We start from the raw sequence: 24820 nt of genomic DNA on the forward strand, positions 1-24820 counted from the left end.
TATGGTAAAATACCTTCATATTATATGAAGAGGGTGCGATGTTTTTGCTTAATGTAAAATTACCCTATCGTTTCACCAAGGATACGATGGGAGGACTGATTGACAAAGTTATTACAAAAGATTTTTTTCCTAAAGATCAAGAAATCACATTTGACTTTTGTAGCCTAGACTATATAGAACCGAGTGGTGTTACCATTTTAAGTAATCTTTTTGAATGGTTAAAGGCGAGAGACGTAAGAGTGATATTAGCGACTCCTAAAAAAATACCTATTGGTAGGGACAGTGGCCTTAAATATTTGGATGATTCAATGTTCTTTAATCGCTATCTTAGAAAGACATTGTATAATAATTCAAGGGTACGGAAAACAACTTTAGAACTGCAGAACGTAACATATAGCGGCAGTTATCAGTGGTTGGGTTCGACCTTCATTCCTTGGTTATCGAAAGAAATGTGTCTTAGCCAATCATCTCTTGATACAATCAAAATGTGTTTTGGGGAAATTTTCAATAACATTAATGATCATGCTGAAGAAAATATCGGTTGTATATTCGCCCAGCATTATCCAAGGATTAATGAAATTCAAATATCTATTTCTGATTTTGGTATAGGCATTCCAAACACCATCAGAAAAGTTGATCCTTTTCTAACTGATACAGAGGCTATAGAAAAAGCTGTTGAAGAAGGCTATTCTTCAAAGTCAACCCCACAAAACAGAGGGGTAGGATTGTCGACCCTCGTAAAAAATGTTGTGGGAAATTACGGTGGAAAGGTTCACATTCAATCATTACGTGGTATATTAACATGTAAGCAGAATAATTCCAATGAAGTTTGGATAAAATCTAAACAGGGAAATAGTTATTATCCTGGCACATTCATTGAAATTGTCCTTGATACAAGGAACTTTGAAGAAGAGATTAATGATAAGGAGGAGTTCGAATGGGATCTGTAATCAAAGTTATTGACCACGTAGAACGTTGTTACTCCAATGAAGATGGACAAATAATTTTTGATATTATTGATCAAAAGTTCAGTCTTGGAGAAGAAGTGAATCTTTCTTTTTCAGGAATTAGTGGCGTTACTTCATCTTTTGTAAATACAGCTCTTATTGATTTGCTTGATAAATATGGATTTGACTTTGTCAAAGGACATCTAAAGTTTATTGATACTACTAAGCAAATTAATACAGCAATAAATGACAGATTTAAATTTGAAGTAAAAAAAAGAAAACAACTAATTAGCTGCTGAGGTCCTTTAAAGGGACCTTTTTTATACTCTCCATTTCATGCAATTCATTCTTTGGACGTTGAGGAAAGAAGAATTTGAACCAGAATAAGTAGTTTTTTATGAGTAAAGCCCTTCAGCTGTGAGAAGGGCTTACTTTATTTCCACACTGACGACATCCTCAAATTTAATGAGGTTGGTGTCTTCTTTTGAATCCACGACATGGAAAGTGTTGTGCAGCTGGTTTATGTAATGGATACAGCCCACTATTTGAACGGTTTCACCGATTTCCGGTCCGCGACTTTATTGCGGTCAAACGGTTCCAGCTCATACACGGGCTGCCTGCTGACGGTATTTACGGACCGAAGACAAAGGCGAAACTTGAATCTCTGTTAAAGTAAAGAAAATTTTTTGGCGATATTCAAAATTCTTTTATGCACAATAAAAACCCCCAAATGGGGGTTTTTTAAATGAAACTGAATATGACGTATATCGCAACTTCAGCTACAAGTAAATAAATCATGTACCTTGCATATCTATACACATCATCGTCATCAGCACTTTTTTTACTTTTAAATGTCCATGCAAATAAACCTAAAACGGTTAACGCTAAGATGACTTCAACTATTGTTAATGGAGACATTTTTACCACTTCCCTCGACATTTCCATCCATAGTATCCCAACTCTATTGCAAGAGACGCTGCATTAACTTTCATCCCAGATTTAATCAAAGTTTTGAACATTAATCTTGCGGCTAAATCATACTGCTTAGTTTTGATATATGTAAAGATAGCACCATTTAAAAATTGACGCGCTATATTTCCATAACTACCAATCATTTTGTTTACAACACATTTACCAAAAGATGTTGCACTAGCAACCTGAAAACTAGACTTCTGAAAAGAAGAGTCTGACGCCATTAATTCTTTTAGTTTCAAGGCAGCAGGGTCGCCCTCCAAAACTTTTTTATCAAACAATTCCTTGTTTTTAATAACATATCCCTCATTAGTTAGTTCCCCAACTTCTTCGAAGTAAAACTTTAATATTTCCTCTAATTCCTTTTCTGAATAATCACCAGAATCGGAATAGCTTTTCACCTGGGAATTCGAAAATTCGCTTGCCTGTGAAATTTGAGGTACAACAAAGGTTACTAATAAGACAGCTGTTAGCAATAGGATAAATGGTTTACAGACTCTTTTAGCTATCGTCTCCACTTTTCTCTCTCCCTTATAATGTATTTGGTATTGTATAGATTACCATAAAATGAGTGGTAATGCCTCTGAATATTGAAAAATAGTAAAAAAGATACATTTTAAAAACAGGAACTTGAAGCTGGTCAATAATGCTCTGCATGCAAAAATACGTTCTCTTCCTGTAGGAAAAAGAACGAATGTTTGGTATAATTGTCATAGGTAAAACAAACCAATGGAGGGGGATACTATGAAAAAATCCGAACAAATATTAGAAGCCATAGACGAACTAACTAAAGAAAAAGGTTTCCCGCCATCTGTTAGGGAAATAGGTGAAAGGGTTGGTTTAAAATCTTCAAGTACAACAAAAGGTCATCTTGACCGGTTGCGTAAAAAGGGGCTTGTTGATTGGGAAGAAGGTAAGCCGAGAACATTGCATATTTTGTATAAAGAAAAAGCCACCATTTAACGATTGGTGGCTTTGTTGTTTTTATGTAATTTAGGCAGACATAACATTACTACTATTATTATTTTGTTTTGCGACCATCATAATACCGGCAATTAACAAGAGAATGCCTGACACAAAGTAAATAGAAAAGGTATAAAGGACACCCATAATTAGAATGAAAATTCCCCAGCCTTTGCTGTTTGCTTTGACTTTAAATGTTGCAACCCAAATAAGCACAAGAAGTGGAATTGATAAATAAGTATAAATTAATAAGTAATAGAAAAATCCCATGTCAGCTTCATCTGCTGGTGTAAAACCATAAAAAAATGTGAAAATAGCTGTGAAAAACCAACCAATTGTTAAAAAGATTGTTGCAATTAATGATAAGGTAAACTCTGCTGTTCGTTTCAACTTTATTCTCTCCTTAATTTTAATCTCAATAATAACAACAAATTCTCAATACATTCTAAGAAATATCCCCTCCATGTCCAAGCTTTCATGTGAAAAAAGCCCTCATTGTTTTATAATGAACATTTACATTTTAAAACAAATGAGGGGGATTTTCTACATAGTTTTACTTGAACAGCTTGCCCAATATTTTGCCGGCTGTTTTTCCTGCAGCTCGGCGGGCCATTCGTTTCCCTAGCGTTCCATTTTTCGCCGCGTTAACATCTCCTAAAATTTTAGCTGACTTATACAGTGCTGATCTGATTTTGTTGATACTCATTTTCCCTCGTCCTTTTTTCTTTTTATTAAAAGTGGATGACCTCATGGTCTGTTAGGTCATCCTCTTATCACTACTTTTTCGTGGCAAGAAAATGGCAAGATCGCATTATAATTTTATACTTATCCAAGGAAAACTGATAAACATAAAACCCTTGATACAAAGCCTTTTCGCTTATTACTAAACCGATGTAAAACTTATCTATCCGACTCCCACCGTCTCCACCATACATATGATGGTGGTTTTTTTGTTTTTGGGGGAGTTTTGATGTTTGTGCAAGAGCCTTTGAAAGGCTTAATGAACATGTATGGCGGGTCATCGGTCCTCATATTGCAGCGGAAAAAAAAAGCTTTCCTCGAGCGACAAAAAATCATCCTACACGCTGCCTGCGGGCATCTTTAAGATAAAAAGCCCACTCATGAAAGGAACGGCCGTTCGGCGGATTCAAGAGGCTTTAGCTGCCCTCTATTTCTATCCATACAAAGAGGCAAAGAATAACGACATAGAAATGGCTGCTGCGGGCCGAAAACGGCGAACGCGGTCAAACGGTTCCAGCTGATGTACGAGTTGTCTGCGGATGGTATTTACGGACCGAAAACGAAAGCAAAACTTGAATCACTACTGAAGTAATACAAAAAGGCCTCTAATAAGGGCCTTCTTATCTCCATCTCCAATTTATTTCATTATCATTTTCGTAAATCCCTGGAAGGGATATACCAACCTTTTTTTGCTTTTCATCAATAATAAACCAATTTTCATCATCTAACCATTCTTCACTATACTGTTCAATGGCAAAAGGGTCATCCTCGTTTACTACAGCCTTAAAGAAATCTTTGAACTTTTCCATGTTTTCATTAGGAATGATTGTTCCATACATCCAGACACCTTCAACAGTAGCGCCTTTTATTTCACCCAAGCATTCATTTTTATAATATAGAAGCATATTTATCACTCCTTCGGATGTACTTTGATAAATTGTTTTGGAACTTCACCTTTTACAAAGTATTCAGTGTCTCTTTGAGTCCATTTTAAAGCTTTGTTTTTCCAGTATTCAGACTGTCGAGTATCATTTTTGATTAACCTTTCGATTTGTTTAGGAGATAAAATTACAATATCCTTCACTTCACCAGACCTGATGGCTTTACGGAGAGCAGATATGTCGAGTTCTATTGTATTTTCACCGTATCCCTTTGCAACTTTTTGATTTATTGTAAAACTTGTATATGGGCTGTTGGATTTCCCGCCTTTTCTATATCCTCCAAGGACGTGCTCTGTTACAGTAACCTGACGACCTTGGTACATACCAGTTTTGTTGGCAGGTACAAGATTACCGGTTTCAGGGGAAATATGAGACTTGCCTATGCCGTTTGGTCTTTTAGGCTCATAAGGAAAGTCTTCACCTCTGTAAAGATTAGTGGCCCTACCGTTATGTGAGTTTACACTCAGCACTTTTCCGGCTTTCTGCATACCGAAAGGTGCTATCATTGCGATTGCACGATTTAGGCTATCCTGTCGCTGTTCATCCGAAATCTTATTTCCGAGCATATCCCGTCCGGTGATGGTTTCGCTGAAGCCATTAGCCGCGGCCAGTCCATATAGGCCTTTTTCAGAGTTTTTCAGAGCGTGGAAGGTTTTCGGGGTTTTGTAAGCAGCCAGAGCTTTGTCTACAGTTGTGACTGCTTTTTCGGCCTTGTACATGCTGTATACACCTTTGATCCCTTTTGCACCTTTGCCTAACCAGCCGACAACCGGGATATAGCCGGCCGCACCCATCGCTCCGGCGGCGACTCGCTGGCCATCCGTTAATTTCTCGCCTGTGATCGGGTCAATCCCTTCAGCAGCTCTTTTATAATCATAGTACCCGCTGATTTCTCCTAAAAATGTTCCACCAGCATCAAGCGTTTTTAAATACCAAGGCTTGTTTGCTTCTTCTTCTTGTTTTTCCTGCAGTTGCCGGGCTTCGGCTTGTTCGCTTTTGGAGTCGATGTAATTAGTGGCCTGTTTTTCAACTTCCATCGTATTCTTGTAGATTTCACTGGAATGAAACGACTTCAAACTAAAATGCATCGGAGCCGCACTTTTTCCATGGCTTGTTGCTTCCATTAGACCGGAATACTTAGCGAGCACTGTATTGTCAAGAGCTTCTAAATTTGAGTATTCGGTTTTTAACGATTCGTCAAGCTTGTTGACAGCATCGATCGTGTTCTGGCGAGTTTCTTGTGCCTTGCCCATTTTATCAATATAGTCATCTAGCGTCCAATTATCCAAGTCAACAATATCGCTTACGCTGGCGATGATCTTATCCATTTCCAGCTTGAGCCCTGAGACGATTTCCGTTGCTTTCAAATCCGCATTTTTCAGCTCATGATCCAGAAAGGAGACTTCCACATATGAATTGGACAGCTTTTGATCTTTAATATCGCCGGAAACCCCTTTAAAAAAAGCGATCTGTGCATCGACAAGCTTGAGCCAACTATCAACGATCTCGGCCTGTCCTCTAAAGAAGTCTTTGATGTTGTCCGCGCCTTTTCCCTCAAAGTCATCACCTAAATCAGCAACGCCCAGAAACGCTTTTTTCAGTGTTTGCAGTTGTTCTTCAAAGGCTTCATATTCTTTCTTACGTTTGTTCGCTGCTTCAATTAAAGAACTCGCTTCAAAGACTTTCATACGTCAAACCCTTTCAAAAGACTTATTCAGAAAAAAGTTTACCACTTTATAGAAAAGAATGGACAATAAATCCTGTGGTTCACTGAAAATGAATCATAATGAAGAGGAAGGAAGAAGGGTGGAGAAAATTAGGCTAAATCGTTCCAATGGTGCGTCAAATACTTGCAACCACTCAGGATCATAATTTTCAAATTCTATAAACTCGAGATTAAAGAACTGTTTTAAAACTTTTTTGACTTTCATCAATCTATTTTATTTTGAATGGTTTCTTGCCGATTGGTCATTAGTTATTATCAAGAAAATCAACTGCTATTCTGTCAACTAATAACTCTACGGGTTTACCTGCCAGATATTTATAATCATTAAAATATCCATTGTCATCATAAATTTTTATTCCTGCATCAATATAATCTTCATGTAGTATTCCGTGTATATAATATCTATAACTATCATCAATTCGTGCTAATTCTTTGATTTCCTTATCTAACTCAAGAAGGTCTGACTGATCTAAAATTGTGAAGCTAATAAAAACAGGATACTCTCTCCCTTCTTCAATGACATAGGGGCAAATAGTTGAAAATCCAGTGAATTCAAATCCGTTTATTTCAAGTGTAACCTCTTCCTCTATATGTGGGTGTAATTTTTTTAGTATTGCATTATTCATTACTATCAACCGCCTTTTATTTATCGACTGGATTCATTATAGGGACATTCTTATTATTAATGGTTTTCTAAAAATAGCATTCTCCTCTGATACATTTGGTTACAATCACTAAAGAATAAAGCTTCCTTTTACGAAATGAAAATGGATATACAAAAAAGAGAAATCCATCTTCTTAAGATTGCAATTTCAATTTTTTGGCCTGCCCATATGTAGTCACAAGCTCTCTGAAAGAATGAAGTTCATTTTCAAATGTGAAAAAGCGTTTCGGTATCAAAATCATCTGGCTGCTTGACGTTTTCATGAGGATGAGGCGTTTATATTCTGTTACTGCTGTCACTTCATACCATTGAAACAACGTATCGAAATTCTTAAATTGAATCTGAATTCCTTGTGGATTGATAGTGTAAGTTCTTTTACGTTTTAGCCGTTCATTTTTCCGATAGACAATTTGCATCCGGATATAAAAAAAACCAATTAAAAGTGAGGTTAATATTATTGAAAGTACAATCATGAGAAGTCCATTCAACAACAATTCGAGTGTTTCACTATGATAAACGGTAATCGGCATCTTCCCATCGACGGAAAACACCCAGACCAACAATAGAAAAATAAGAATAAAATAAAGGAATGCGTATTTTTTAAGCCAATAAAAAAAGAAGTATCTCATATCCTGTAATGTATATTCTCCCTCAAGAAAGACACTGTGTTGGATCATAAGTTTACTGCACCTCAAACCTGTTTTCCTTTAATTTTAGCATAAAGTTTCATTTATTTTCAGAAATTGGCTTTTCTTTGGAATCGGTATAGCAGAGGCACCGTGTAATCGACTTAGGGATCGCTAAAAAAGGATCAGAGGGTATTATGTCGAACTTTGATTGTATATACATTCGAAGGAGCTGACCAAAAGGAGGTCTACCATGCTCATCATTGAATCGCTAATAGGATACGTTTGTTTCTTTACTGTTAATGCCATTTATGATACATACATCAAAAAAGCCAAGACTCCGTTTGGACACTTGGCTTTGATTTCGCTTGTTCAGACTGCGATTGCTTTAAGTCTTTTCTTTATTTTCTCCTGATTATAAGAGGTTGCCGCTTTCCTCAGCGGCACTCAGCTTTTCGGTCATTCCTCCGGATTCAGCTCGCTTGTCAAGTCGCCGCCCGTTCCTTAAAAAATCCAAAACATGATGATTTATAATATCTCCGCTTTTCCGTCTTCGGGGAAGCTGTAATGCTCCGCTGATTCAACTTAAACTCTTTTTCTTTCCGCGATTAAGAATCACCTCTAGGCAACGTACGGATGTCTATAAAACAACCCTATTTTCTTTTAGAAAAATGAAATTAGTTCATAAGAATCAATTTTAGATTATGAAAAAGAAATGATAAAAGACACTTAATATGCTTAAAAAATTATGGTAAGTTTTTGAAGGCGCTAAATGTAAAAGTTTGTATGATCAACGCTTATGCAAAACGGTTATTAAATATGAACTACAGGAGGGGATGCGGAGAAAGAAGAGCAAAGCGCCGGCAGATAAATCACCGGTCAGGTTATTGCGGTTGGCCAAGATTCTGAACGCGTTCTTCCGGAAGAGGGCTAGGCCCGGCTTCGCGAAGGAATAGAGCTATGAAAGAAGCTGCTTCAAGATTAGAAATCGCCCCAAAGCCGGATCGCACTTTTCAAAGACAGGGGCTTCTGCCGGAAAAATCGGCAACTCGCCTGATTTTATAGATAAAAGGAGGATGTTGGTTATGAAAATGAAGTGCGGTGCATGTTTATTGGTTCTTGTGCTATTCATGAGCTGTATACCTGGGAAATCTGTACTTGCTGCCAGCACAACCATTGCAAAACATGTAGGGAATTCTAACCCGCTTATAGACCATCATTTAGGAGCGGATCCCTTTGCGCTGACCTATAACGGAAGAGTCTACATCTATATGTCCAGTGACGATTATGAATATAACAGCAACGGAACGATTAAGGATAATTCATTTGCCAATTTGAACAAAGTGTTCGTCATCTCTTCAGCGGATATGGTGAACTGGACAGATCACGGAGCCATTCCGGTGGCAGGTGCCAACGGGGCTAATGGCGGCCGGGGGATTGCGAAATGGGCAGGCGCGTCCTGGGCCCCGTCAGTCGCAGTTAAAAAGATAAATGGTAAGGATAAATTCTTCCTTTACTTTGCAAACGGCGGCGGAGGTATCGGGGTCCTCACCGCAGACAGCCCGACCGGGCCGTGGACAGATCCGATTGGAAAAGCGTTGGTTACAATAAGTACACCGGGAATGTCCGGCGTTGTTTGGCTATTTGATCCGGCAGTGTTCGTAGATGACGATGGCACCGGTTATCTGTATGCCGGCGGAGGCATCCCCGGCGGTTCAAATCCAACGCAGGAGCAATGGGCAAATCCTAAAACAGCACGAGTCATAAAATTGGGGAACGATATGACCAGCGTTGTTGGAAGCGCGTCTGTGATTGATGCGCCTTTCATGTTTGAAGACTCGGGAATTCATAAACATAACGGAAAATATTACTATTCCTATTGCATCAATTTCAGCGGTGTGCACCCGGCCAATATACCACCGGGTGAAATCGGCTACATGACCAGCTCAAGTCCCATGGGCCCTTTACGTATAGAGGGCATTTCCTGAAAAATCCGGGTGCATTCTTCGGGGCTGGCGGAAACAACCATCATGCTGTTTTCAATTTTAAAAACGAGTGGTATGTGGTGTACCATGCTCAAACTGTCAGTTTCGCTTTGTTCGGAGCCGGCAAAGGATACCGTTCTCCCCATATCAATAAGCTGGTCCATCTTGCAAACGGGTCCATTCAAGAGGTGGCGGCAAATTACAGGGGAGTGTCTCAGCTTGCCAATTTGAATCCGTATAACCGGGTAGAAGCTGAAACGTTTGCCTGGAATGGACGCATTTTGACGGAGAAATCCTCAGCACCCGGCGGACCGGAAAATAATCAAAACGTAACAAGCATTCATAACGGAGACTGGATTGCTGTAGGAAATGCTGACTTCGGCACGCGCGGAGCGAGGACATTTAAAGCCAATGTCGCTTCCACTGCAGGCGGTAAAATTGAAGTCCGTCTCGACAGTGTAACAGGTAAGCTTGTGGGAACTCTGAATGTACCTTCCACAGGCGGAGCGCAGACTTGGAGAGAAATAGAAACCACTGTGAGCGGCGCAACCGGTGTTCACAACGTCTATTTTGTATTTACCGGAAACAGTTCAGGCAACTTGTTTAATTTTGATTACTGGCAGTTTACACAAAATGAGCACCGGTAACAGCAAAAAGGTGGTCTCAGAAGGGTTTTCATATACCACAACAATGAGAGGATGAAAGCATATGAAAAAATTAATTTGTGTATTGTTGGCATATGTAACGATGCTGTCGCTCATGTTAACCGGGCCTGCCGCTTCTGAAGTTTCAGCAGCCAGTGACGCAACAGTTCGTCTATCTGCAGAAAAACAAGTGATTCGCGGTTTTGGAGGGATGAATCACCCGGCTTGGATCGGGGATCTTACAGCAGCTCAAAGAGAAACCGCCTTTGGCAATGGACAGAATCAGTTAGGCTTTTCAATTTTAAGAATTCATGTTGATGAAAATAGAAACAATTGGTACAGAGAAGTGGAGACGGCAAAGAGTGCGATCAAACACGGAGCAATCGTTTTTGCTTCTCCCTGGAATCCGCCAAGCGATATGGTTGAGACTTTCAATCGGAATGGAGACACATCAGCTAAACGGCTGAGATACGATAAGTACGCCGCATACGCGAAGCATCTTAACGACTTTGTTACCTTCATGAAAAATAATGGCGTGAATCTGTATGCGATTTCCGTCCAAAACGAGCCTGATTACGCACACGACTGGACGTGGTGGACACCGCAAGAAATACTTCGCTTTATGAAAGAGAACGCCGGCTCGATTAATGCCCGTGTCATCGCGCCTGAGTCGTTTCAATACTTAAAAAATATATCGGATCCGATTTTGAATGATCCGAAGGCGCTTGCCAATATGGATATTCTTGGCGCTCATCTTTATGGTACACAGCTTAACAATTTCGCTTATCCACTGTTCAAACAAAAAGGAGCAGGAAAAGATCTTTGGATGACGGAAGTATATTATCCGAACAGTGACAATAATTCTGCGGACCGCTGGCCTGAGGCATTGGATGTTTCGCACCATATTCACAATTCGATGGTAGAGGGAGATTTTCAGGCTTATGTATGGTGGTACATCCGCAGATCATACGGTCCTATGAAAGAAGACGGTACGATCAGCAAGCGCGGTTACAATATGGCTCATTTCTCGAAGTTTGTCCGTCCCGGTTATGTCAGGGTTGATGCGACAAAGAGCCCCGCTTCAAACGTTTACGTATCTGCCTATAAAGGTGACAACAAAGTCGTTATAGTTGCCATTAATAAAAACAACTCAGGGGTTAACCAAAACTTCGTTCTGCAGAATGGATCTGTTTCTCAAGTATCCAGATGGATCACGAGCAGCAGCAGCAACCTTCAACCTGGAACGAATCTCAATGTAACAGACAATCATTTTTGGGCGCATCTTCCGGCTCAGAGTGTGACAACATTTGTCGCTAACCTCCGCTAATATTAACGACGCCGCGCATGAAGCGGAGTTACAAGCCGCACACTTCCGATATGCCGGGCTTAGCGGCCATTTAGTGAAAAGGCATACGAAAAATATTTAGTTCTCGCAATCCAGGGTGTATCTGTTAATGAGACAAAGAGGGTGCCGCCGCCGGCACCCTTTCTGTCGTTTTCGGTTTATTCCTTCGGAAACTTCACCTCCGGATATGACGGATTCGGCTTGCTGATCAAGCCGCCGCCGGTTTCTTTTAAATGCTTGTTGAAAAAATCCAAAACGTACCGGTTCACGATATCCGCGCTTCGTTCGCCGTCGATGTCGCCCGTCATGCCGAGCTGCTTCAAAAGTTTTGAATAAAGCTGCAAGTCGGTGAAGTTGTAATGCTCCGTTCCTTCAATATACACCATTGACGCTTGATCAATGATTTTGTATTCCTTTTTTCGTTCCTCAATCATCTTGTTGAATTCTTCTTTCGTTAAACCCGAATTTTTGATTTCTTCATCAGAAATTTTTCCGCTGAGCGCCTTGTCTTTAATGTTCATAAAGCTGCTCGATTCCATGAATAGAAACGGCTTTGAAATCGCCTGCTTGCCGTTGACATTGTACAGTGAACCGTCCATGTTGATTCCAGCTTTAATTTTGGGATTTGAATATGCGGCGTTAAACGCCGTGGCGCCGCCGAATGAGTGACCCATCATCCCGATGTTGTCCATATCGAGTTTTCCCTTAAAGGCATCGCGATTCAGCTGATCCAACTGATTGATGACAAAGTCGGCGTCCTGCGTCCAAATGTTCCCGAGCTTGCTGCTGTTTTCGGAAACTCCATTCATATATCGCTCGGTTGTTAAGCCTGTCATCCGTCCGTCTGGAAAAGCCGTTGCCATCGTACTGTACGTATGATCGATCGCCACTGCGACAAATCCATGGCTTGCCAGATGTTCGGCTTGGGAAGCGTGCAGCAGCCGGCTTGTTCCGAAGCCGTGGCTGATTACGACGACTGGATATCGGGCTTCAGCTGATGAGATCGCAACGTTTTCGTATGAGTTTGTTTTGATGTAGCGCCAATAGTCCAAAGCAAACGGGGGAAGACCGAATCCATCTGCGAACTTCTCGATATATTCGTGAAATGTGCTTGCGTCTTCGGGAAAGAGAGGTGCCCGTTTCTGTCCATGCAAACCTTGGGCAGGGTACCATACTTGGATCATCAGTTCTCTTTTATCGTGCGGATTTTTTGTCAGCGTTTCTTCTCTGTCGCGGTCGGTCAAATGAAACGTCTTCGTCCCGACAGAATAAGCGCCGTCAGGCTTAGGCAAATCGAAGACGGGCAGGTATACAGACAGGAAGACGGAGATTGCCAGCATGGCGAATATTAGAACATACAAGCCATATTTCAGCGGCTTCCACATCTTGATTTGAAGCCTTTTACCGAAGATCGCGATAAAGGCGAGGGCGGCGGAGATCAGATAGATCAAAACCATTTGCCATCTGTATCCCTCAAAAAAAAGCTGTCCCGCCAACACGCCAATACTCGCAAATCCGGCTGCCGCCGCAAGTTTTCTCGGCATTTTTTGCTGAAACAGCATGACAAAAGACAGGAGTGTTAATAATATTTCGAAAGTTCTCATGATTTTCTCCCTTATGTAAGATGTTGGTGGTCTTATACATAACGAATGTGTGGTTTGATTGGTTGCAAAAATATTCCTTGTGCTGCATTAAAAAAACCGCCGGGTTACCCAGCGGTTGCAGCTTATGATGTTGTGGGTCGGCTATCAGCTAGTTTTCCTTTATCTGTTTCACGTGAGCGACAATTCTGTCTCTCTCTGTTTCCTCCAATGTGTAAATCTTCGGAGAAAGAGGCACGTCAAACCCGGCGTGAGAGTGAAAAAAGTCAAAGAGCAGCGTCCCGGCAGGCTTTTCTTGCTGATCGGAGATGACAGCCCAAAACACCCGTGAGCGGCAGTCGTCAGCTCCCCATTTTTCCATGGACTGTCTAAAGTTTAAGCCTTTTCCGATGAAAAAATCACCTTTTCCCGCATCTTGAATCGTTGTAAAGCCGGACTGTTCGAGACTTTCAAATACAGGAGGCAGCAGGTGGTCCAGGTAGACGCCGTAAGTCGCGTCTTCCAATTCGGGAAACACCTTTAAAAGCGCTTCGCGATGATCTTCAAGCGTTTGTTTCCAATTGGCGGCGACATAGCTTTGCACCTGTTCGCCGATTTCTTTGATCGACATGTCGGGTCTAAAACGTACCTTATACAAGAACGAAAACCTCCTTTTGATTACTTGAAATCCATTATATAACATTCTCCTGCACAGTGGATTCTCAATATAAGAGCGAACCGGACCTCTGCCGTGGATAAAGGATTTTATCAATGGTAAAAAACGAAACGGCAATCATGATTTCCGCCGAAGAGGTCAGCAGAACGTCGTCCAGCAATTCGTCCGCTGTAAAAATCGCGGCCCATAAACATCCGATCGTGAGCATTTCGGCTGCAAAAAACGTGATCCGCCGATTGATGCCCAGCAGCTTCATACTGTGGATGAGCAGCTTTTCAGCCGGTTCCAGGACAAAGGTCAGTGCGGTATAACAAAGCGTAAACAAAAGCAGGGACCCGACAGTTTGGTAAAATGCGCCCGGCAGATGAAACAGGATCGAAATGCCGAGAAAGTGGGCGAAAAAAACGAACATTACCGATAAGCAGCAAATAACGAAATGTTTCATGATACAACTCCTTTTAAATATGTACACAGCAGCCGAAGGCCTGCAGGATATGTCTCCTGCAAGCCTGGCTGGTTATTTCTTATCAAATTTCACGACCGGATGCTTTTCTTTAGAGAGCATGTTTGTAAACTCGCTGCCGACGTCGAGGTGCTGGCGGACAAGCTCTTCCGGAACGAGCGCGAGCCATTGGTTTAACGAAACGTCAGCATAGTGGTCGTCTTTGAAGATTTCGAGGAAGCGAAGCGGTTCGTCTCCTGTATTTTGGACGTAGTGTCCCATTGCAAACGGCACATAGCCGACATCTCCGGCCTGGTAGTTAAATGTTCTGGCATGCCCGTCGGACGCGAAAACGGTCATTTTCGCTTGTCCGGAAATATAATACTGCCATTCGTCTGTATTCGGATGCCAGTGCAGCTCCCGGATGCCTCCAGGTTCGACTTCCACCAGCGCAGAAGCGATTGTTTTCGACGCTTTGAAATTCGTGGAATCGGCAATCCATACTTTACCGCCGCTAGATACGATCGGTTCCTGTTCAAGCAAATTGTAGCTGAAAGATTGAGGCACCGTTCCGTTCGGGCTTTCGACTTTGTCTTTCTCAAGACATCCAGGGATCACTTCTTGGAAAATATACTTTTCTTTATCTGGAAGAGATGCTACGACGTCTTTTGAAATGCCGAAGTTTGCGGCAATTACCTCATCAGGCGTATGGGCCAGCCAATCTGTCACCTGGAAGGTGCTGTTTTCAGAGAAAGAGCCGTCATCGAAGACGAGCAGGAATTCGCAGCCGTCTTCAAGCGCTTGGATTGAATGCGGCAGACCTGACGGGAAGTACCAGAGATCTCCTTCTTTCACATCTTCAATAAAGTTTCTGCCGTCTTGGTCAACAGACGTAATCCGTGCTTTTCCGTACAGCATATATGCCCATTCGGCTTCCTTATGCCAGTGAAGTTCCCTGATGGCTCCAGGTTTCAGCCTCATGTTGACAGAGGCAAGCTTGTCTGAAATCGGCAGCTCGCGAACGGTGACTTCCCGTGCATATCCGCCTTTTTCGAGTCGGTTATGGACATCGGAAAATGAAAATTTCATGTTTGACACCGTTCCGTGGTCGGTTTCCGGCGGCGCAAGCATGTCCGGATTTTGGCGATCGCGCTCAACGTTATGCGGAATTTTCGTTTCCGCTCCTTTTTCTCCTCTGATCGGCTGTGGAATTGATTTGTTTTTTTCCATGTGATATCCCCTCTTTCTCAAAATGTAAAGGAGAGCTGAAAGGCCTTTCGTTTTCCCCTTCTGTCATGTTAAGTGAAAAAAGTGAGGCCGATGTCAATCATCGGTGTCACTTTTTTCTTTGATCAATTCGATCAGTTCATCGATTTTCTTTTCAAAACGCGTCAGCAGGTAAATTGCCAATACAGCTGGAAAGCCGACATTGCCGATTTGTTTCGCTGCTTCCTCAATGAATGCACTGTCCATTCTTACCACCTCCTATGTTAAGAAGTGAAGAAAGTCTGAAAAATGTAAGCAAAGAACTATTTTCTCTGAATGGGAACTTATGTTTGCATGTTAATAAGAAGAGATGAGTTTACTTTTTTTACATTTCTTTCATCTAAATAAATAGGAGGCGGTTTTTATGATTGATCAAACGTCACTGCGTGCGAAAATCAAGGAAATCACAGGGCATCCGCTTGTGAAGCATTTTTTGAGCAACCCCCGGTATGAGCGGCTTTTCAACCACGTTTTGGAACATCCGGATTCTGAAGAGGCAGAGTGTCTCGATCGCGAATTTAAGCGGTTTTACAAAAACATCCGCATGATCAAATACATCAACTCGATGATCCGGATTTTCTCCGTCGACTTTGATAAAAGAGTCCGGAAAAATCGAGAGCGTTTTCCATTGATGATCGACGACAGTCCGACTTTGCCCGAGCCGCCCCGAGGGGACCTGTTAGACGATGTCTTGGAACAGGAAGAGGATTTAAGTGAACATCTGCAAGACCCGATGCTTTATGAAGCTTTTTTGCAATTGACGGACAAGCAGAAAAAAGTGCTTGCGCAAATTTACATTCACGGGGTATCCATGCAGGAAATGGCTGACTCTTTGGGAGAATCAAGGCAAAATATTTCAAGAATTCATAAAAGGGCACTCGAAAAGATAAGAGAGCTGCTGAATTCTAAAGCAGAGGGGAATGATAACAGTGAGTCTGCACGACGAAAAAGAGATTGAGAAATTGCTGGAAAATTTCACGCCGATGATCAAAAGCAAATTAAACAACACATCCTATCAAGAGAGGGAGGATCTTGAACAGGAGCTGAAGATGAAAATTTGCGAAAAAGCGGAGATGCTTTTATGTCAAGAAGTTCCTGGGTTTTGGGAGTTTATAACAGAATTACTGAAAGTCCTTTAACCTGAGTTGTTTTGCTTGCGTAAAACGGCCGGAAGTGTTAAAATTTCTAGCATTTGATTAAGGGAATGTTCAAGCAGCTTCATTGAAATCATGGTGATGATTTGTTTTAATATGAACAAAGGTTTGATAAAATAAATGGATGGATATTCCATTTTTTCTCCTATAAAAACATGCATCAGATAGGTGGTAAGATATCATGAAAAATCAATACCGAGTATTGTTGTATTATAAATATGTTCTTATCGACAACCCCGAGCAATTTGCCGAAGATCACCTCAAGTTCTGCAAAGATTTGGGCCTGAAAGGGCGCATCCTTGTGGCGGGTGAAGGAATAAACGGAACCGTGTCAGGAACCGTAGAGCAGACAGACCGCTATATGAGTGAAATGAAAAACGATCCCCGCTTTGAAGATATGGTGTTTAAAATCGATGAATCAGAAGGGCACGCTTTCAAAAAAATGCATGTCCGCCATCGCGATGAGCTTGTGACGCTCCGTCTGGAAGATGATATCGATCCGAATGAATTAACGGGAAAATACCTTGAGCCAAAAGAATTTTATGAGGCGATGCAGCGGGAAGATACGATTGTCGTCGACGCACGGAACGACTATGAGTACGATTTGGGACATTTCCGCGGCGCGGTCAGACCGGACATTAAGGCGTTCCGCGAATTGCCTGAATGGATCCGTGATAACAAAGAAAAGCTCGAAGGCAAGAAAATATTGACTTACTGCACGGGCGGTATCCGCTGCGAAAAATTTTCGGGATGGCTGAAAAAAGAAGGATTTGAAGACGTGTCCCAGCTTCACGGCGGGATTGTGACGTATGGAAAAGACCCTGAAGTTCAAGGTGAACTGTGGGACGGGCAGTGCTATGTTTTCGATGAAAGAATGAGTGTTCCGGTCAACCAGAAAGAGCATGTCATCGTCGGCAAGGATTATTTCACCGGCGAGCCTTGCGAGCGCTATGTCAACTGCGCCAACCCTGAATGCAACAAGCAGATCATCTGCTCTGAAGAAAATGAACACCGCTATTTGCGGGGCTGCACGCACGAGTGCCGGGTTCATCCGCACAACCTGTATGTCAAAGAGCACGGCCTTTCAGAAGAAGAGGTGCAAGAGAGACTCGAAAAGCTGGAAGAAGAGGGGCATACAGCGCAGTCATAAAAGCTGTATATAAAAGTATCATCTAAAAAACGAAGATGCCGCAAGCATCTAAGAAATGGCATTGCTCCTGCAAGGGAGTCTGCTTTCGTTTTGAATGGAGGAACGCCTTGACCTGAAAAATCGAGGCGTTCCTTTTTTTATTCGTGAATTGCAAGCAGAATGAAAGTATTTGCAGGCGATCAGACTGCTGAACGAAAGTATCAATTAACGCTTTTGATCCAGCCGCTAGTGCAAAAATGCGAAACAGGCGATCAGCAATATGTGCAAACTGCGTCGTAAAACTTCCGTATGGGAAGTTTGCATCCTGTCTGCGAGCTATTTCCGGCTATACGTTTTTGGACCGGCGGATGATTCCAGCATAAGCCGAGTTTTTCTGAATATTTGCCTGAAAACGTCCCATACTATCCAATAACAATACAAAAAGGCAGGTAGCAAAAGAGATGACAAAAACCCTTTACATTACCGCTCACCCGCATGACGAAAGGGCATCATACAGCATGGCGGCGGGAAAAGCTTTTATCGAATCTTACAAAGAAGCTCATCCGGATGATGAAGTCATACATCTTGATCTTTACAAGGAGAACATTCCGCAGATTGATGCGGATGTTTTCAGCGGCTGGGGAAAATTGCAGTCGGGATCGGGATTTGAACAGCTTTCTGAACACGAAAAGGCAAAAGTCGGCCGTTTGAATGAGCTGAGCGAGCAATTTATCGCGGGAGACAAATACGTGTTTGTCACGCCGCTTTGGAATTTCTCTTTTCCGCCGGTGATGAAAGCGTACTTTGATGCGGTCGCTGTAGCGGGAAAGACGTTTAAATATACCGAACAGGGACCGATCGGGCTGTTAACCGATAAAAAAGCCCTGCACATCCAGGCGAGAGGTGGCTACTATTCAGAAGGGCCGGCTGCGGAACTTGAGATGGGGCACCGCTATATCAGCATCATGATGCAGTTTTTCGGAGTGCCGGAATTTGAAGGTTTATTTATAGAAGGGCATAATGCAGAGCCGGATAAAGCCGAAGAAATTAAACGAAATGCAATTGCCCGCGCCAAAGAATTGGGCCGGACCTTTTGAAAAAACCGCGGACGTGATCCGCGGTTTTATTTTATTTGTGTAAGAACACCGTTTGATTCGTTTCGCTGCTTTTTTGCGCGGCTTCGATGATGCGGATGACGTCGCGTCCTTCTTCAGCCGTGACAGGCAGGCTGCCGCCTTCAAGAATACTTGAAGCAAGCTGCTTGTAATAGGTTAAGTATGAACCCGGGATGCTTTCCACTGTTTCCTTAATGACCTCGTCACCTTCGACTGTGGCCAGTTCCCCGTAATATTTGGGTTGATCGGCTCCCCACTCATCGCCTGCAGGTTTTTGACCCGCTCTGAGTGCATCCTCCTGGCCGTCGATACCATACTTAATAAAGCTTCCTTTTGAACCGTGGATTTGGTAGCGGGGACCGTTGGCCGGAACAATCGAACCCGAGTGGAGAATCACTTGGCGCTGATCATAGTGAAGGACGACATGGAAGTAATCGTCTGTTTCCGCATTGGCTCTTTGAGCGGTCACTTGAGCGGTGACGCTGTTTGGCATGCCGAATAAATGAAGCACCTGATCGATCAGGTGTGAACCCAAATCGTACAGTGCGCCTGAGCCCGGTCCTTTCTGCTCTCTCCAGCGCTGTCTGACATTCGGCCGGAACCGGTCGTAGGAGGCGTGGAATGTGTTAACCTCTCCGAGGCGCCCTTCTTTGATGAGCTGTTTGATCGTCAAAAAGTCGTTATCCCATCTTCGGTTGTGGTAGACGCTGAGAAGCACCCCTTTTTCTTTCGCGGCATTGATGAGCTTTTCAGCTTCTTCCGCTGTTGCCGTCATCGGTTTTTCCAGGACGACATGCTTTCCGGCGCGGATGCACTCTTTCGCCATTTCGTAATGAAGGCCGCTCGGCGTGGTCACGATGACGAGATCAATGTCAGGGTCATTTGTGATGTCTTCGATCGAGCTGACGGCTTCTGTTTCGGGGAGGTCTTGTTTGACTTGTTCTTTTCTTGAAGTCATCACCTTTCGAATCTCAAAATCTTCTAACACAGATAATAAAGGCGCATGAAACACCGAACCTGACAAACCGTATCCTAATATTCCTGTGCGAACCTTGTTCACCATTCATTCTCCTCTCCCATGTTCGTTTTTAATATGTAATTAACACACCTTTATTTTACCCTGTTTGCCTATAGGAACAAACCTAAAGACCTTTTTCAACCGGAGAACGGAAGATTTTGTCACAATTTTGTTCAATTTGAAGAGGTGTCCGGTTATCGTTAAAAACAAAAAGAGGGGATTTTGAAAATGGAGTATGATTGGGGCGCTTTTATGAACAAGGATTTGGCTGTCGAGCCGGCATCAGCTGAAGGAAGCTTGAAAAACCTTTCGTTTGCGGTAAAGGATGTGTTTGCGGTAGAAGGCCATACAAATGCGGCGGGAAATCCTGATTGGCTGAGGACGCACGAACCTGCCGAAAAAAACGCGGAAGCCGTTGACTTGCTGCTGCGTGAAGGGGCAAGGCTTAAAGGTGCTGCTCACACGGATGAGCTGATGTACAGCCTTGACGGAGAAAATGTCCATTATGGTACGCCAGTCAATCCTTGTGCCAAGGACAACATTCCTGGAGGATCTTCAAGCGGTTCGGCCGTGGCGGCAGCTTCCGGCATGGCCGATTTTGCCCTTGGAACAGACACCGGAGGGTCTGTCAGAATCCCTTCTTCCTACTGCGGAATTTTCGGATTTCGGCCGACGCACGGCGAGGTGCCGGTTAATGGAGTCATACCACTGGCGAAAAGCTTTGACACTGTCGGATGGATGTCAAAAGATATCGGAATTCTTCATGCGGCAGGCCGCGTCCTGCTTAGCGGACAGGAGGAGGCAGGGGCCTGTTTCAAGCGGATTTATTTTGAAAAAGAGGCGTGGAGCCTGCTTGAAGAAAGCGACCGGACACAAGTATACGCTCATGCATTAGGCCTGATAGACGGCGAATTCGACTGGTGCATTGCCGCTGACGGAGGCCTCGCGGAATGGGCGGAGATGTTCAAGTTGCTGCAGGGTCTGGATATTTGGGAGGAGCATGGAGCTTGGATCGAGCGCACAAATCCAGTGTTCGGCTCTGGAATCGCAGAAAGATTTGAATGGACGTCAAGTCTTAGGAAAAGCGATCATGAGCATGTGTTGATGAAAAGAGAAGCGGTGAAAAGGAGACTGTCGGAATGGCTCGCGGAAGACGGCTTACTCGTCATTCCAACTGCTCCCGGCACGCCGCCGCTCCGCGGGCTACCGGAAAACGAATTACATGAGAGAAGGGCGCGCACGATGAAACTGACGTGTATTGCCGGGCTTGGCGGGCTTCCGCAGATCACCGTTCCGTTACCGGCAAAAAACGGCGAGCCTTTGGGGCTTTCATTCATCGCCGGCCGCAAACAGGACCTGAAGCTTCTGGCTTGGACTGAAAAGCACGTGTTATCTCTTCAAGTATGAGGGAAGCATATGCTGCGGATCTTTTCTGCATCATATGCTTTTTGCTTGCTTTAATTATTGTTAACTGGTAAACTATTAAATAGTTTACCGGTTAACGATGATGGAAAGGATATGATGATCGTGGAAAACAAGACGTATGAGCAAGCATTTCAAGCCGTTCAGGATTTTATTCTCAAAAGAGAAAAGCGGGCTCAGCATGAACAGCAGGCGCTCGCAAAGGAAGCTTTTCAAGAAGACGGCAGCATCCGGAAGCATTGGACACTGACCCAGCTTCACATTATCTCGCTTATCAGCGAAAACGAGGCAGACGTCAACAACGCTTTCCTAGCAGCAAAACTTCAAATATCAAAAGCGGCAGTGACAAAAGCGGTCAATGTGCTTACAAAGCACGGGATGATCGAATCGCACAAAAAACCGAACAACAACAAAGAATTGTATTACAGATTAACAGACGAGGGGAAGAAACTGGCCGACATTCATGACAGGATGCACGAAATTGCAAAGCAGCGCTATATCGAGATGTTTGAGCGGTTTTCCGAATCCGAGCTGGAAACCGTCATCCGCTTTTTAAACGAATGGTCAAAACACATTTAATCAAGAGGAGCAGCGAATGAATAAAAGTGAAGCCCAACAGTTTTTAAGCAGCATGTATCAGGACATCTTGAGTGAAATGAATACTGAAAAAATTCCCGATTATTTCAGCGAGAATTATGTTCAAGTAACCGACGGCAGTCAAATTGACCTTGTGCAGTTTAAAGATCACATGAGGACGCTGAAAAAGGTTGCCCGCACCATAACGGTGTCGCCCTTTCATGAGTTTTTGTTTGACGAGCGACTGCAAAGCGCAGCGGTCAGGTATACGGTCAATGTTGTCAAAACAAACGGAGACCGGGGGAGAATTGATGTCATCGCGATGTTTAAAATGAATGGTTTTAAAATCGTTCAATGCCACGAACTTTCACATGCGATCGAAGGGAAGGAGGATTTTGAAGAGCTGGCGAAGATCAGTGAGGCGGCAATTGAAAAAGCCTCCTCTCGGGAGGAGAAGGCTTTTTCACAAGATTAATGTTTCGTATCAAATCTGATGTTGAGCGAGACGGGGCCGCGTGTGTAAAGGCCTGTCTCACGGTAAACGAAGTCTTCCTCCAGCTGGATATTCTTCAGCTGATCCAGGACGATATTTGCGACAAGCTCGATTTCCGTCTTCGCAAACCCCGCTCCTACACAGTTGTGGACGCCTGAACCGAATGCGAGATGCCTGGCTGCGCCGCTGAATGCGCTTTTGACTTCCAGGTCGGTGCGATGGATGTTGAACTCGTCGGGATTCTCAAACGCTTCAGGATCGCGATTTGCCGCGCCTATCATGCAAAATACAGTCGTCCCTTCTTTGAGCTCGACTCCGGCGATCACCGCGTCCTGTGAAAGCTGGCGCGGGATGAGCTGCACCGGCGGCTTGTAGCGCAACGTCTCTGCGATGGCCTGAGGCAGGAGCGTGCGGTCTTCCAGCACGTCATTCATTTGATCGGGATGATGAAGCAAATGATAAATCATTAATGCGAGCGTCTTGTCCGCCGGTTCCGTGGCGGCAAGTAATATATTGAGAATCAGCGCGCGGATGTCGCGGTCAGACATCGCTACTCCCTCGTATTCGGAAGTGCAAAGGATGGATATTAAATCATGGCCGGGGTTTTTGCGCCTTTCCTCGATAATCGGATTCAAATATTCAGCGAGCTGTTCACTGCATTTAAGGGAATGCTCCCGGTCCTCAGGCGCCTGATTCAAACTGGTAATGAAATCGGCGACGCCGCTGTGCCAGTTTCTCACTGTTTGGTGGTCGTTCTTGTCCAAACCTAAAATGTCCATCGTCACACAAACGGCGAACGTTTTGCCGAAATCATTGACAAGGTCGATCCGCCCTTTCTCCAGATGAGGGGCCAAAAGCCTTTGTGCATTTTCTTTGATGAGCGGTGTGAGGTGATCAAGGGATTCCCCGATAAAACGGCGCAGAACGATTCTCCTTTTCGCCGTGTGTTCTTTGCCTTTCATTTGGGCGAGCACAGGTCCGCGCATGACGGGCTCGGCCCGTTTGGCAAGCGATTTCGTTGTAAAGACGTCCTGATTCTGGAGCACGCGGCGCACATCCTGGTAGCGGCTGATAAAATAGCTGTCTAGCGATTCTTCATAATGGACGGGATCAGATTCCCGAAGGTATGAGAAATATTGATACGGATTCTCGTGATATTGTTCTGACAACACGCTGAATGTTTTTAGCGATTGATTCATACTCGTTCCTCCTGCATGCTTTTAGATTCCACACTTTCGTCCGATTCGGAAACCATAAGATATCCTTGATTTGGGCGCATTTTGACGGCAAATTCATGACGGGAGATCTGTTCGCCGAGCTTCCATGGACGGTGATAAGCAAGAAGCGTCTCTTCGACGCCTAAAATATCAGGGGCGGCGATGAAAAACGGAAGTTCAGCGATGACGTATTCAACAGCCAGCTCCAGCATGGCGGCGCTGACCTCCTGGACATCCATCCGAATGCCCCGAGCCCGTCCGAGGATCGCCGCATGCGACATCTCCAGGCAGGCTTTGCGGAAATGCGGCTGGTCAAAAAAGGCGTCTTCGACTTCCATCCGCAAACGCTGGTATGCGGTCTGGTTCGCGAAATCGGAAAATGTATGAATGGCCTCGGGGTTGCCGCCATGCGCTTCCAACGCCTTTTCAGCGAATCTCCGGTTCCGTGAGACTTCTTTCCTGACTTTCCGTTCGGCCTTCCCATTCGGGGTGCCGAGCGCTTCGAGAAGGTTGGCTGCTTCCTTTCCGGCTAAAAGCACGGATACATGTTGAAATTCACGGACGGCCCAGCCGATAAGCCGATGAATGTAATCTTCGGAAAATCGGCTGTTAAACGGGCTGATGCCAATGAGAACATGGCGTCTGCGTTTTAGTATTTCATTGCAGTTTCGGGTAAGAGTTTCAGTTTTGAATGGCCGGTGTTTGCTCTCCATTGTAAGCTCTGTCATTGATTTCCTCCTTAACGGACATAGAATGACTTCTTTTGCAATCAATGATGGGATACGTGCGGTTTATCGAGCTGGGAATAGGCTGGTCTCAACTTCACGATGAATCGAGAAGAATAAGCGATGGTGCGGGTCATGATGAAGGGGTATCACATTTGTTCAATAGTTAAAGCAGGGCAAGAGTTTGAGCTCAAAATCAGGCAAGGTACAGCATGAAAGTTTACTAGTAAACAATAGTCATTTTATCCCTATCTTTTCCAGTTGTCAACACAAATCAAATTCAAAATATGAAAATATTCGTAACGTTTTTTGTGAATCTGAGGAATTTTGATCAGAAGGAACCTTTTTTTAAGGCGTTTTTCGAGTGAAGAAACCCGATAAGTAAAAAGTTTGTAAAAACTTTAAAGCTGTAGTAAGAAATGTTCGTTGACATTGATAAAGGAGTCATCTACA

General features: G+C 43.6%; 27 protein-coding genes and 3 pseudogenes. 15 read left to right on the forward strand and 15 right to left on the reverse strand.

The features are described from left to right. Positions 1–44: 44 nt before the first annotated feature. From ACH97_RS00625 to ACH97_RS22600, 3 genes and pseudogenes are all read left to right on the forward strand, one after another. Entirely contained in the window at positions 45–950 is a 906-nt protein-coding gene (locus ACH97_RS00625) for an ATP-binding protein (RefSeq protein ID WP_241494235.1), read from the forward strand. Further along, positions 938–1246, forward strand: coding sequence for an STAS-like domain-containing protein (locus tag ACH97_RS00630; protein ID WP_023856424.1), 309 nt, complete (start codon positions 938–940; stop codon positions 1244–1246). The genes ACH97_RS00625 and ACH97_RS00630 overlap by 13 nt, the downstream gene beginning before the upstream one ends. Before the next feature lie 284 nt (positions 1247–1530). After that, positions 1531–1623, forward strand: a pseudogene (locus ACH97_RS22600) (peptidoglycan-binding domain-containing protein); the annotation flags it as partial. 244 nt (positions 1624–1867) lie between these two features. On the opposite strand, the gene ACH97_RS00635 reads toward ACH97_RS22600, so the two are convergent. Continuing rightward, positions 1868–2437, reverse strand: coding sequence for a hypothetical protein (locus ACH97_RS00635; RefSeq protein ID WP_011198295.1), 570 nt, complete (start codon positions 2435–2437; stop codon positions 1868–1870). 226 nt (positions 2438–2663) lie between these two features. Between ACH97_RS00635 and ACH97_RS00640 the strand changes: the two genes are divergently transcribed. After that, on the forward strand, positions 2664–2882 hold the full coding sequence (locus tag ACH97_RS00640; protein ID WP_011198294.1) for a LexA family protein: 219 nt from the start codon (positions 2664–2666) through the stop codon (positions 2880–2882). 30 nt (positions 2883–2912) lie between these two features. Here ACH97_RS00640 and ACH97_RS00645 read toward each other — a convergent pair whose 3' ends face one another. Both ACH97_RS00645 and ACH97_RS23655 read right to left on the reverse strand, forming a co-directional pair. After that, entirely contained in the window at positions 2913–3272 is a 360-nt protein-coding gene (locus tag ACH97_RS00645) for a DUF4064 domain-containing protein (protein WP_011198293.1), read from the reverse strand. 163 nt (positions 3273–3435) lie between these two features. Next, positions 3436–3588, reverse strand: coding sequence for a hypothetical protein (locus ACH97_RS23655; RefSeq protein ID WP_011198291.1), 153 nt, complete (start codon positions 3586–3588; stop codon positions 3436–3438). 337 nt (positions 3589–3925) lie between these two features. Here ACH97_RS23655 and ACH97_RS00655 point away from each other — a divergent pair. Then, positions 3926–4215, forward strand: a pseudogene (locus ACH97_RS00655) (peptidoglycan-binding domain-containing protein); the annotation flags it as partial. 28 nt (positions 4216–4243) lie between these two features. On the opposite strand, the gene ACH97_RS00660 reads toward ACH97_RS00655, so the two are convergent. The 4 genes from ACH97_RS00660 to ACH97_RS00675 form a co-directional block, all read right to left on the reverse strand. After that, positions 4244–4528, reverse strand: a complete 285-nt coding sequence (locus ACH97_RS00660) for a hypothetical protein (RefSeq protein ID WP_003185302.1) — start codon at positions 4526–4528, stop codon at positions 4244–4246. Positions 4529–4533: 5 nt separating this feature from the next. Further along, entirely contained in the window at positions 4534–6252 is a 1719-nt protein-coding gene (locus ACH97_RS00665) for a ribonuclease YeeF family protein (RefSeq protein WP_020452982.1), read from the reverse strand. Positions 6253–6535: 283 nt separating this feature from the next. Next, positions 6536–6916, reverse strand: coding sequence for a hypothetical protein (locus ACH97_RS00670; protein ID WP_020452981.1), 381 nt, complete (start codon positions 6914–6916; stop codon positions 6536–6538). A gap of 172 nt (positions 6917–7088) precedes the next feature. Further along, positions 7089–7631 (reverse strand): YcxB family protein, encoded by a 543-nt coding sequence (locus ACH97_RS00675; protein ID WP_020452980.1) that lies wholly within the window; start codon positions 7629–7631, stop codon positions 7089–7091. Between the two features lie 202 nt (positions 7632–7833). Between ACH97_RS00675 and ACH97_RS23310 the strand changes: the two genes are divergently transcribed. From ACH97_RS23310 to xynC, 3 genes and pseudogenes are all read left to right on the forward strand, one after another. Continuing rightward, positions 7834–7995 carry a hypothetical protein gene (locus tag ACH97_RS23310; protein WP_153247050.1) on the forward strand — a complete coding sequence of 54 codons (162 nt, stop codon included), beginning with the start codon at positions 7834–7836 and terminating at the stop codon, positions 7993–7995. 670 nt (positions 7996–8665) lie between these two features. Beyond that, positions 8666–10212 (forward strand): annotated as a pseudogene (locus tag ACH97_RS00680) (glycoside hydrolase family 43 protein). Positions 10213–10273: 61 nt separating this feature from the next. Next, a complete protein-coding gene (gene xynC / locus ACH97_RS00685; protein WP_035400315.1) occupies positions 10274–11536 on the forward strand; it encodes a glucuronoarabinoxylan endo-1,4-beta-xylanase XynC in 1263 nt (420 codons plus the stop codon). A gap of 176 nt (positions 11537–11712) precedes the next feature. Here the strand turns inward: xynC and ACH97_RS00690 are convergent, their stop codons facing one another. From ACH97_RS00690 to ACH97_RS22610, 5 genes are all read right to left on the reverse strand, one after another. After that, entirely contained in the window at positions 11713–13158 is a 1446-nt protein-coding gene (locus tag ACH97_RS00690) for an alpha/beta hydrolase family protein (protein WP_048350122.1), read from the reverse strand. A 148-nt stretch (positions 13159–13306) separates the two neighbouring features. After that, on the reverse strand, positions 13307–13792 hold the full coding sequence (locus ACH97_RS00695; protein ID WP_039073024.1) for a DUF6022 family protein: 486 nt from the start codon (positions 13790–13792) through the stop codon (positions 13307–13309). A gap of 64 nt (positions 13793–13856) precedes the next feature. Beyond that, positions 13857–14255 carry a YrvL family regulatory protein gene (locus ACH97_RS00700; RefSeq protein ID WP_025810753.1) on the reverse strand — a complete coding sequence of 133 codons (399 nt, stop codon included), beginning with the start codon at positions 14253–14255 and terminating at the stop codon, positions 13857–13859. A 72-nt stretch (positions 14256–14327) separates the two neighbouring features. Next, entirely contained in the window at positions 14328–15482 is a 1155-nt protein-coding gene (locus ACH97_RS00705) for an oxalate decarboxylase family bicupin (protein WP_020452974.1), read from the reverse strand. 93 nt (positions 15483–15575) lie between these two features. Beyond that, positions 15576–15725 (reverse strand): YvrJ family protein, encoded by a 150-nt coding sequence (locus ACH97_RS22610; RefSeq protein WP_020452973.1) that lies wholly within the window; start codon positions 15723–15725, stop codon positions 15576–15578. A gap of 157 nt (positions 15726–15882) precedes the next feature. On the opposite strand from ACH97_RS22610, the gene ACH97_RS00710 reads away from it, so the two are divergent. The 4 genes from ACH97_RS00710 (at position 15883) to ACH97_RS00725 (ending at position 18898) form a co-directional block, all read left to right on the forward strand. Then, on the forward strand, positions 15883–16476 hold the full coding sequence (locus ACH97_RS00710) for a sigma-70 family RNA polymerase sigma factor (RefSeq protein WP_048350123.1): 594 nt from the start codon (positions 15883–15885) through the stop codon (positions 16474–16476). Continuing rightward, entirely contained in the window at positions 16439–16657 is a 219-nt protein-coding gene (gene rsoA / locus ACH97_RS00715) for a sigma-O factor regulator RsoA (protein ID WP_031305046.1), read from the forward strand. Before ACH97_RS00710 ends, rsoA begins: the two co-directional genes overlap by 38 nt. Before the next feature lie 196 nt (positions 16658–16853). Further along, positions 16854–17822 (forward strand): oxygen-dependent tRNA uridine(34) hydroxylase TrhO, encoded by a 969-nt coding sequence (trhO, locus tag ACH97_RS00720; RefSeq protein WP_057957802.1) that lies wholly within the window; start codon positions 16854–16856, stop codon positions 17820–17822. A gap of 440 nt (positions 17823–18262) precedes the next feature. Continuing rightward, entirely contained in the window at positions 18263–18898 is a 636-nt protein-coding gene (locus ACH97_RS00725) for an FMN-dependent NADH-azoreductase (RefSeq protein ID WP_020452970.1), read from the forward strand. A 31-nt stretch (positions 18899–18929) separates the two neighbouring features. On the opposite strand, the gene ACH97_RS00730 is transcribed toward ACH97_RS00725, so the two are convergent. Beyond that, positions 18930–19979: an oxidoreductase gene (locus ACH97_RS00730; RefSeq protein WP_048350124.1), complete on the reverse strand. Its 1050-nt coding sequence runs from the start codon at positions 19977–19979 to the stop codon at positions 18930–18932. A gap of 183 nt (positions 19980–20162) precedes the next feature. On the opposite strand from ACH97_RS00730, the gene ACH97_RS00735 reads away from it, so the two are divergent. The 3 genes from ACH97_RS00735 to ACH97_RS00745 all read left to right on the forward strand — a co-directional run bounded on the left by ACH97_RS00735 (position 20163) and on the right by ACH97_RS00745 (position 22407). Next, on the forward strand, positions 20163–21341 hold the full coding sequence (locus ACH97_RS00735) for an amidase (RefSeq protein ID WP_048350125.1): 1179 nt from the start codon (positions 20163–20165) through the stop codon (positions 21339–21341). 111 nt (positions 21342–21452) lie between these two features. Next, complete coding sequence (locus ACH97_RS00740; RefSeq protein ID WP_217626224.1) at positions 21453–21935, forward strand: MarR family transcriptional regulator; 483 nt, start codon at positions 21453–21455, stop codon at positions 21933–21935. 16 nt (positions 21936–21951) lie between these two features. Further along, complete coding sequence (locus ACH97_RS00745) at positions 21952–22407, forward strand: nuclear transport factor 2 family protein (protein WP_023856297.1); 456 nt, start codon at positions 21952–21954, stop codon at positions 22405–22407. Here ACH97_RS00745 and cypX read toward each other — a convergent pair. Both cypX and ACH97_RS00755 read right to left on the reverse strand, forming a co-directional pair. After that, on the reverse strand, positions 22404–23624 hold the full coding sequence (cypX, locus tag ACH97_RS00750; protein WP_035337710.1) for a pulcherriminic acid synthase: 1221 nt from the start codon (positions 23622–23624) through the stop codon (positions 22404–22406). The two genes, ACH97_RS00745 and cypX, sit on opposite strands and share 4 nt — an antisense overlap. Continuing rightward, entirely contained in the window at positions 23621–24370 is a 750-nt protein-coding gene (locus ACH97_RS00755) for a tRNA-dependent cyclodipeptide synthase (protein ID WP_020452964.1), read from the reverse strand. Before ACH97_RS00755 ends, cypX begins: the two co-directional genes overlap by 4 nt. Between the last annotated feature and the right edge of the window lie 450 nt (positions 24371–24820).

Origin of the sequence: Bacillus paralicheniformis (genome assembly GCF_001042485.2) — a bacterium.
GTDB lineage: Bacteria > Bacillota > Bacilli > Bacillales > Bacillaceae > Bacillus > Bacillus paralicheniformis.